This window comes from Rhizobacter sp. P3_B12 (genome assembly GCF_056402895.1).
The window spans coordinates 1-8,600 of record NZ_JBFUGN010000183.1; the positions used below are offsets into that span (position 1 = coordinate 1).

The window sequence follows — 8,600 nt, forward strand, 5'->3', positions numbered from 1 at the left end:
AAAGGGCTTTGAAAACCATACGGTTCGTTCAGTCTGGCTGCGGACAACACGGCCACTTCGGCTGCACATCACCGTTCATTGGGATTGTTGTTCTCCCGCTTCCCTCGACTCGCTCGCTTCGCGTCGCATCGTCTTGCACCGGCGGTCGCCGCCGCCACTGCGTCCTCCCGGCGATGCGCAGCGAGCTGGGTGGAGAAGAACGGGCAACAATCCCAATGAACGGTGATGTGCAGCCGAAGTGGCMGTGYTGTCCGCAGCGRGRCWGAACGAACCGTATGGTGTTGTATTGAGGCCCTTTGCTTTGGTTACTTTCATTTGGGCTTCAAATGAAAGTGACTCGCCCGCCGGGGCGAGACCCGGCAGCAGCCTCACGCAGTGAACAAGACCTAAATCCTCGGCGGAGCCGTATCAATGAAACTCTGCCGAAGCGCCAGCTTCTCGTAGAGCTTCGACAAGTTCGGGTGCGACCCCCGCCAGTCGATATGGGCGAACCGGAAATCCAGGTACCCGAGGGCACAGCCCGTCGCGATGTCCGCCAGCGTGAAGTGGTTGCCCGAGCACCAGGCCTTGTCACCCAGACCCTGGCTCATCGCCGCCAGGCAGGCGTGCACCTTGTCCATCTGCCTGCTCACCCAGGCCGCACTGCGCTGGCCCTCGCTGCGGCCGGCCCAGGTCTGCTCCAGCCTTGCCAGGATCGCCGCATCCTGCAGGCCATCCCCCAACGCCTCCCAGGTGCGCACCTCGGTGCGCTCGCGGCCGGTCTCGGGAATCAGCTTGCCCACCGGCGACCGCGTGTCGATGTACTCCACGATCACCCGCGAGTCGAACACCGCCTCGCCACCCTCCATCACCAGCACCGGCACCTTGCCCAGCGGGTTGGACTTCATGATCGCGTCACTCGTCCACACGTCTTCCAGTTCGAACTGGTAGTCGAGCTTCTTTTCCGCCATCACGATGCGCACCTTGCGCACGTACGGGCTTGCGAGCGAGCCGATGAGTTTCATGTGGGTGTCCCTGGAGTGAAAACGATTCTAGCGAAGGGTGGCTGTCTGAAACGCAGTGTTAAAGTTTTCGGCGAGGGAGAACGCCGGCCATCCACCCCCGCACGGCGCAACACGACATGACAACACCCCACGGCCCCCAGGGCGGATTCATCACGCCCGACGGTGACCAGCCCGCCCAGAGCGCCAGCATCGACAGCGCCGGCCTGAACGGCGTGGTCTCGACGCTCGGCACCACCGCGCCGCCCACGGTCACCCCGTCCAGCTTCGACAGCACGCTCAACGAACGCCTGCCGATCCGCTTCACCGGCTCCGGCAGCGAATACTTCCGGATCTGGATCGTCAACCTGCTGCTCACGCTGGTCACCGCCGGGCTCTACTTCCCGTGGGCCAAGGTGCGCCGCCTGCGCTACTTCTACGGCAACACGCTGGTGGCCGGCCATCCGCTCGGCTTCCACGGCGACCCGAAGAAGATGCTGCGCGGCTACCTGCTGGTGGTGCTGCTCGGCGCGCTGTACTCGGTGGCCGGCCAGTTCTCGCCGATGGCCGGGCTCGTGGCCTTCGTGATCGTCGCGGCGCTGTGGCCCGCGCTGTTCAAGTCGTCGCTGCAGTTCCGCCTCGCCAACACCAGCTGGCGCGGGCTGCGCTTTCGCTTCAAGGGCGACGTCGCCGGCGCCTACCGCGCGCTGCTGCCGGTGTTCGCCCCCAGCGCCGTGCTGCTGGTGGTCCTGCTCGCGGTGCCCGACCAGGTCCACCCGCCCGGCTGGTTCGGCCCGATCTTCTCCGCGGTGATGGGCGTGACGCTGCTCGTGCTTCCGCTGATGATGTGGAACCTGAAGAAGTACCAGCACGACCACTATGCGTTCGCGCAGCTGCAGACCGAGCTGCGCGCCGGCCCCGGGGCCTTCTATGGGCTGTGCCTGAAGAGCCTGGGCGTGTGGCTGGTGGCCGGCGTCGTGGCCGGCCTCGTCGTGTTCGGCATGGCCACGCTGCTCGGCTCCAGCGTGGCCGACTTCATTCGCAACCGCGGCGAGACCGGCCGCGTCGCGGCGGTGGTGCTCGGCTTCGTCGTGATCCTGGCCTCGTGGCTGCTGATGCAGGTCTTCGCCCGCCCGTACTTCACCTCCCGCTTCCAGAACCTGCTGTGGTCGCGCACCGGCAACCAGCACCTGCGCTTCAAGAGCGAGCTGCGCTTCTGGCCGCTGCTGCGCGTGACGCTGCTGAACTGGGTGCTGATGATCGTCACGCTCGGCCTGTACTGGCCGTTCGCGCGCGTCGCGCTGACCCGGCTGCGGCTCGAATCGGTCGGCATCGTCAGCCGCACCCACCTCGACGCGCTGGTCGCGCAGGCCGGCCACGAAGGCGATGCCGCCGGCGACGCGGCCGGTGATTTCTTCGGCATCGACGTCGGGCTGTGAACGCGCCCGCTGCTCCGGCCCTCGAGGTCGACTTCTTCGACGGCCGCAGCGCCCGCAGCCACCACGTGCGCATCCAGGTGAACGGCGAGCGGCTGCTGGTCGCCGGCGACGGCGTCGCGCGCAGCGTGCCGCTGGCCGAGGTGCAATGGCCGGAGCGCACCCGCCACGGCGCACGCGTCGCGCATCTGAAGGACGGCGGTGCGCTGCACTGCACCGACTCGGCGGCGTGGGACGCCTGGGCGCGCGCCAGCGGCCGCGGCGAGACGCTGGTGGTCAAGGCGCAGCAGAGCTGGCGCTGGGTCGGCGGCATCGTCGTCGCGCTGGCGCTGCTGCTGGGCGCCGGCTACCTGTGGGGGCTGCCATGGGCCTCGCGCGCCGTGGTCGCGATGCTGCCGCCTTCGGTCGACCGCGAGATCGGCGAGGCGGCGATGAAGTCGGTCGACGGCCAGCTGGTGCAGCCGAGCGAACTGCCGGCGGCGCAGCAGGCGAAGCTGCGCGCGGCGTTCGAGCGCGCGGTGGCACAGGCCTGGCCGCAGGGCGCGCCGCCGCACCAGCTGCTGTTCCGCCGCGGCAAGGACAAGTCGCTGGGCCCGAACGCGTTCGCGCTGCCTGGCGGCACGATGGTGCTGACCGACGAGCTGGTGGCGCTGGTCGATGGCGACGAATCGGTGATCGTCGGCGTGCTCGGCCACGAGCTCGGCCATGTGCGCCACCGCCACGGGCTGCGCATGCTGGTGCAGGCGACTGCGCTGGGCGTCGTGACGAGCGTGGTGTTCGGCGATTTCAGCAGCCTGCTGGCCGGCGTGCCGCTGGTGCTGGGGCAGGCGGGCTATGCGCGCGATGCCGAGCGCGAGGCCGATGTCGACAGCGTGCACCTGATGAAGGCCGCCGGCATCTCGCCCGACGCGATGGTGCGCTTCTTCGAGAAGATCGCCGAGGAGCGCCGCAAGCGTGCCGACGGCGCCGAGCCCGGTTGGTTGGGCATTGCGATCGCATCGCACCCGGCCGACGACGACCGCATCCGCTACTTCCGCGAGGCCGCAGGCCGCTAGCGCTGCAGCGTCCAGTCGACGCTGCCCGGCCGCCCCGGCAGCGACAGCGTCGCGGTGGCGGCCGGCGTCTGCGCGACGACCTGCCCGCCGCGCACCACCGCGAGCCGCGTCGCGCGCAGCCGGATCGCTTCCACCGGATCGCGCGCCTGCAGCAGCACGAAGTCGGCGCGTGCCCCGGCCTGCAGCCCGTAGCCCTCGAGCCCGAGGATCTTCGCGCTGTTGACGGTGACGGCGTCGAAGCAGGCCCGCATCTGCGCCTGCGAGGTCATCTGCGCCACATGCAGGCCCATCTGCGCGACCTCCAGCATGTCGGCGCTGCCCGATGAGTACCACGGGTCCATCACGCAATCGTGGCCGAAGCCGACGTTGACGCCGGCGGCCATCAGCTCGGGCACGCGCGTCATGCCGCGGCGCTTCGGGTAGCTGTCGTGGCGGCCCTGCAGCGTGATGTTGATCAGCGGGTTGGCCACCGCATGCACCTGCGCCTCGGCGATCAGCGGCAGCAGCTTGCTGACGTAGTAGTTGTCCATCGAGTGCATCGAGGTCAGGTGCGAGCCGGTGACGCGGCCCTGCAGCCCGAGCCGTTGCGTGTGGAACGCGAGCGTCTCGATGTGGCGCGACAGCGGGTCGTCGCTCTCGTCGCAGTGCATGTCGACGCGCAGCCCGCGCTCGGCCGCCAGCTCGCACAGCAGCCGCACGCTCTCGGCGCCGTCGGCCATCGTGCGCTCGAAGTGCGGGATGCCGCCGACCACGTCGACGCCCCGGTCGAGTGCGCGCTTCAGGTTGGCGAGCGCGCTGGGCGAGCGCAGCACGCCGTCCTGCGGGAACGCGACCAGCTGCAGGTCGAGCCAGGGCTTCACCACCTGCTTCACATGCAGCAGCGCGTCGACCGCGAGCAGCCGGTCGTCGCAGATGTCGACGTGCGAACGCACCGCGAGCAGGCCCTTGGCCACCGCCCAGTCGCAGTACTGCAGCGCGCGCTCCACCAGCGCCTGCTGCGTCAGCAGCGGCTTCAGCTCGCCCCACAGCGCGATGCCCTCGAGCAGCGTGCCGCTCTGGTTGACGCGCGGCAGGCCGTGGCTGAGCGTCGCGTCCATGTGGAAATGCGCGTCGACGAAGGGCGGCGACAGCAGCCAGCCGTGGCCGTCGAGCAGCGTTGCGCCCTCGGGCTGCGGCAGCTGGGGGCCGATCGCCTCGATGCGGCCGTCGCGCGCGAGCACATCGTGGCCGTGGCGGCCGTCGGGCAGGGTGACGTTGCGAACGAACAGCATCGGGTTCTCCTTTGACTGGCGTGGCGACTTGACCTGGGAGGTCATCGACTGCAGGTGGCCAGGCCGCGAGGATGCAGCCATGTCCTCTCACTCACTCAACCCCGAAGGAGCATTCATGAATGATGCCAGCACACTCGTTGCCCGCTATCTGGAGGCCTGGAACGAAAGCGATGCGGCACGTCGGGCGCGGCTGATCGCGGAGCTGTGGAGTGCCGACGCGCGCTACACCGACCCGCTGGCCGACGTTCGTGGCCATGAGGCGATCAGCGGCTTGATCGGCGCCGTGCAGCAGCACTATCCGGGTCACCGCTTCGAGCCGCATGGCGCCGTGGATGCGCATGGCCGCTACCTGCGCTTCTCGTGGCAGCTGTGCGATGCCGGCGGACAGGGCGTGGCACGCGGGACCGACTTCGCCGAGCTGCTCGACGATCGGCGCCTGCGCAGCGTCACCGGCTTCCTCGACCAGACCTCACAGTGAACGAAAGGCTCGCCATGAACGGTATCGACCTCGTCCCGCTGGCCGTCGGCCACATGATCGGCCTCGGCGCCATCGGCTCCTGCCTGGGCGTCGGCGTATTGGCCAGCAAGTACCTCGAAGCCTCGGCGCGCCAGCCCGAGCTGATGGAGCCGCTGCAGCAGAAGGTGTTCCTGCTGGTCGGCGTGCTCGACGGCGCGTTCATCATCGCGACCGGCATCGGGCTGTGGTTCGCGACCGCCAACCCCTTCAAGGGCTGAGCGTTCAGGCGGCGGGCGGCTCGTAGCGCGCCGGCAGCGCGAGCCCCGGCCGCTCGTCGTCCCAGGCCATCGCGCTGATGCGCCAGCCGGCGGGCGTCGAGACGAACTGCGTCGAGATCACGCCGCGTGCCGCGAAGGCCTGGCCGTTCAGCGTGCCGGTCTTCGCGTAGGTGCTGGTCCGGTGGGCCACCTGGCCGAACACCTCGGTGATCTCGGCCAGCTCGGTCTCGCGGAACGCCGTCAGCTCGCCGGCCTCGACCGAGCGCTGGCGCGGCGCGATGAACTGCGCGACGCCCGTCACCTCGGGTGCCGGCCCGATGTTGCGGATCAGCAGGCCGCCGTCGATGAACAGCCCGTGCAGCCGCTCGTAGGGCGGGCGTCCGCCGGGCTCGAAGGAGACGGCGTCGAAGAAGGCCTGCATCAGCGCGGCCAGGGCGGTGGTGGGTGTCGGCATCATGGCCGCGGATTGTCCGCGCGCTGTCCGTTGTCCGTCCGGCGGCTGTCCGCGGACACATCGGCACCAGGGGCAATCCACGCCAAGCCCTTGATTCGACGGGACTTTCATCGCCGGCGGGCGCGGGCACGGGCGTTGCAATGAAGCAGGCATGAACGCTGCGAACGACGCCCCGCTGATCCGCGACACCTCGGCCCAGGACCAGCCGTTGCCGAAGCGCCGGATGCGGCCCGGGCCATGGCTCGCGGTCGGCGCGGCGCTGGCGGCCCTGGTCGCGGTGGCGTTCTCGACGCCGGCGCTGCGGTACGGCTTCTCGAGCGGCCCGTCGGTGTCGGCCTCGCGGCTGGTGGTCGCGACCGTGCAGCGTGGCCCGTTCGTGCGCGACATCGCCGCCGAGGGCAAGGTCGTCGCCGCGGTGAGCCCGACGCTGTACGCCGCCGGCGGCGGTGCCGCGACGCTGAAGGTGCATGCCGGCGACCGCGTCGCGCGCGGCCAGGTGCTCGCGGTGATCGACAGCCCCGAGCTGGCCGCGAAGCTCGCGCAGGAGCTGTCGAATGCCGATGCGATGAAGGCCGACGTGCTGCGTGCCGACGTGGATGCGCGGCAGCAGCGCGGTGCCTTGCAGGGCGCATTCGATGCGGCGCGCATTGACCACAGCAGTGCGCAGAACGATCTGGCGCGCCAGCAGAAGGCGTTCGACGCCGGCGCGGTGTCGGGCATGCAGGTCGAGCATGCGCGCGACACGCTGCAGAAGGCGCGCATCGCGCTCGACCATGCCGAGGCCGGCCTGCGGCTGAAGGACGACAGCCTGAAGTTCGACGTGCAGGCCAGGCAGCTCGCGCATGCGCGGCAGCTGCTGCTGGTGAAGGACCTGCAGCGCCAGGTCGAGAGCCTGACGGTGCGTTCGCCGGTCGAGGGCCAGGTGGGGCAGTTGTTCATTGCCGAGCATGCGAATGTCGCGAAGGATGCGCAGCTGCTGTCGGTGATCGACCTGTCGGCGCTGGAGGTGCAGATGCAGGTGGCCGAGAGCTTCGCGCGCGATCTCGGCGTCGGCATGCCGGGCGAGATCAGCGGCAACGGCCACACCTGGCGCGCGGCGGTCAGCACGGTGTCGCCGGAGGTCGTCAACAACGAGGTGGCGGCGCGGCTGCGCTTCAGCGGCGGCGCGGCCGAGCAGCCGAGCCAGCTGAGGCAGAACCAGCGCCTGTCGGTGCGCGTGCTGCTCGACAAGCGCGATGACGTGCTGGCCGTGCAGCGCGGCAGCTTCGTCGACGAATCGGGCGGCGCCCATGCGTACGTGCTGCGCGATGGCGTGGCGGTGAAGACGCCGATCCGTGTCGGTGCGCGCAGTCTCGACAAGGTCGAGATCCTCGGCGGCCTGGCCGTCGGCGACCGGGTCGTGGTGTCCGGTGCCGAGCTGTTCCAGGGCGCCGAACAGGTCGCCGTCAGCCAGTGATTCAACCCATCCAGGAACGAACCGAAGGACTCCCATGCTCAAGATGACCGGCCTGTCCAAGGTCTACCGCACCGAGGTGATCGAGACCCATGCGCTGCGCGCGTTCAACCTGGAGGTGAAGGAGGGCGAGTTCGTCGCGGTGACGGGCCCGTCGGGCTCGGGCAAGACGACCTTCCTGACGATCGCCGGGCTGCTGGAAGCGTCGACCGGTGGCAGCTACCTGCTCGATGGCGTCGAGGTGGGGCAGCTGGACGACAACGCCCGCTCGCGCATCCGCAACGAGAAGATCGGCTTCATCTTCCAGGCCTTCAACCTGATCCCGGACCTGAACATCGCCGACAACGTGGAGGTGCCGTTGCGGTACCGCGGCATGAAGGCCGACGAGCGGCGCCGGCGTGTGCGCGATGCATTGGAGCGGGTGGGGCTGGCCGCGCGCGAGCGCCACTACCCGGCCGAGCTGTCGGGCGGGCAGCAGCAGCGGGTCGCGATCGCACGGGCGCTGGCCGGCAGCCCGCGGCTGCTGCTGGCCGACGAGCCGACCGGCAACCTCGACAGCCAGATGGCACGCAGCGTGATGGCATTGCTGGAGGAGCTGCACCGCTCCGGAGCGACGATCGTGATGGTGACGCACGACCCGCAACTGGCGGCGCGGGCGCAGCGGAACGTGCATGTGGTCGATGGACAGGTCGTCGATGTCTCGGACGAACTTCGTCTGACTGCATCGAGCGAAGTGGTGGCTTGAGATGTCGAACGGCGCGAGCAAAGGCGCGGGTGGGGAGGCTGTGGCTCGCCGGCCGGTGCGGTCTTCGCCCCCTGGGGGGCGAAGACTTCCCTSCGCTGACTGGTTTCATGGCCCGTCCCTATTGGCGCTCCACAGCCTCCCCACCCGCGCCTTTGCCGACACGGCAGCTCCGTGCGTGGTGGTGAAAGAGATTGAACAGACCGACGAAGCGCGCCCACGCCCGCATGCTCAACGGACTGACCGGTCTTTTCCCCCCAACAAGAGCCGGTGGTGCTTCGCGGCGGCTGGGGGTCTGGGCTGGGGGCGATTTCTGRGGCGACGRAGAAGATCGGTTTCGGGGGTGGCGCGCGCCAGCGCGCTTCGTAGACTGACTCATCGGCTGTGTTTGACCACAACGAACGAAGTGAGTGACGGGAGTTTGCCGATGCACCCCCGAAGCCGAGCTTCTTCGTGGAGTCGGCGCCCCCCGGG

At 69.4% G+C, this 8,600-nt stretch carries 9 protein-coding genes; 6 read left to right on the forward strand and 3 right to left on the reverse strand.

The features are described from left to right. Positions 1-386 precede the first annotated feature (386 nt). Positions 387-1,004 (reverse strand): glutathione S-transferase N-terminal domain-containing protein, encoded by a 618-nt coding sequence (locus AC1D01_RS12495; protein WP_477866605.1) that lies wholly within the window; start codon positions 1,002-1,004, stop codon positions 387-389. A 116-nt stretch (positions 1,005-1,120) separates the two neighbouring features. Between AC1D01_RS12495 and AC1D01_RS12500 the strand changes: the two genes are divergently transcribed. Together AC1D01_RS12500 and AC1D01_RS12505 are read left to right on the forward strand one after the other, a co-directional pair. Further along, positions 1,121-2,419: a YjgN family protein gene (locus tag AC1D01_RS12500; RefSeq protein WP_477866607.1), complete on the forward strand. Its 1,299-nt coding sequence runs from the start codon at positions 1,121-1,123 to the stop codon at positions 2,417-2,419. Further along, positions 2,416-3,471: a M48 family metallopeptidase gene (locus tag AC1D01_RS12505; protein WP_477866609.1), complete on the forward strand. Its 1,056-nt coding sequence runs from the start codon at positions 2,416-2,418 to the stop codon at positions 3,469-3,471. Before AC1D01_RS12500 ends, AC1D01_RS12505 begins: the two co-directional genes overlap by 4 nt. Here AC1D01_RS12505 and AC1D01_RS12510 read toward each other — a convergent pair. Next, positions 3,468-4,742, reverse strand: coding sequence for an amidohydrolase family protein (locus AC1D01_RS12510; protein WP_477866611.1), 1,275 nt, complete (start codon positions 4,740-4,742; stop codon positions 3,468-3,470). The two genes, AC1D01_RS12505 and AC1D01_RS12510, sit on opposite strands and share 4 nt — an antisense overlap. A gap of 115 nt (positions 4,743-4,857) precedes the next feature. On the opposite strand from AC1D01_RS12510, the gene AC1D01_RS12515 reads away from it, so the two are divergent. After that, positions 4,858-5,220: a nuclear transport factor 2 family protein gene (locus AC1D01_RS12515; RefSeq protein WP_477866613.1), complete on the forward strand. Its 363-nt coding sequence runs from the start codon at positions 4,858-4,860 to the stop codon at positions 5,218-5,220. 14 nt (positions 5,221-5,234) lie between these two features. After that, entirely contained in the window at positions 5,235-5,477 is a 243-nt protein-coding gene (atpE, locus tag AC1D01_RS12520; protein ID WP_047511051.1) for a F0F1 ATP synthase subunit C, read from the forward strand. A gap of 4 nt (positions 5,478-5,481) precedes the next feature. On the opposite strand, the gene AC1D01_RS12525 is transcribed toward atpE, so the two are convergent. Further along, positions 5,482-5,934 (reverse strand): hypothetical protein, encoded by a 453-nt coding sequence (locus AC1D01_RS12525; protein WP_477866615.1) that lies wholly within the window; start codon positions 5,932-5,934, stop codon positions 5,482-5,484. Positions 5,935-6,082: 148 nt separating this feature from the next. Between AC1D01_RS12525 and AC1D01_RS12530 the strand changes: the two genes are divergently transcribed. Continuing rightward, on the forward strand, positions 6,083-7,387 hold the full coding sequence (locus tag AC1D01_RS12530; RefSeq protein ID WP_477866617.1) for an efflux RND transporter periplasmic adaptor subunit: 1,305 nt from the start codon (positions 6,083-6,085) through the stop codon (positions 7,385-7,387). Positions 7,388-7,421: 34 nt separating this feature from the next. Next, on the forward strand, positions 7,422-8,129 hold the full coding sequence (locus AC1D01_RS12535; RefSeq protein ID WP_477866619.1) for an ABC transporter ATP-binding protein: 708 nt from the start codon (positions 7,422-7,424) through the stop codon (positions 8,127-8,129). Positions 8,130-8,600 lie beyond the last annotated feature (471 nt).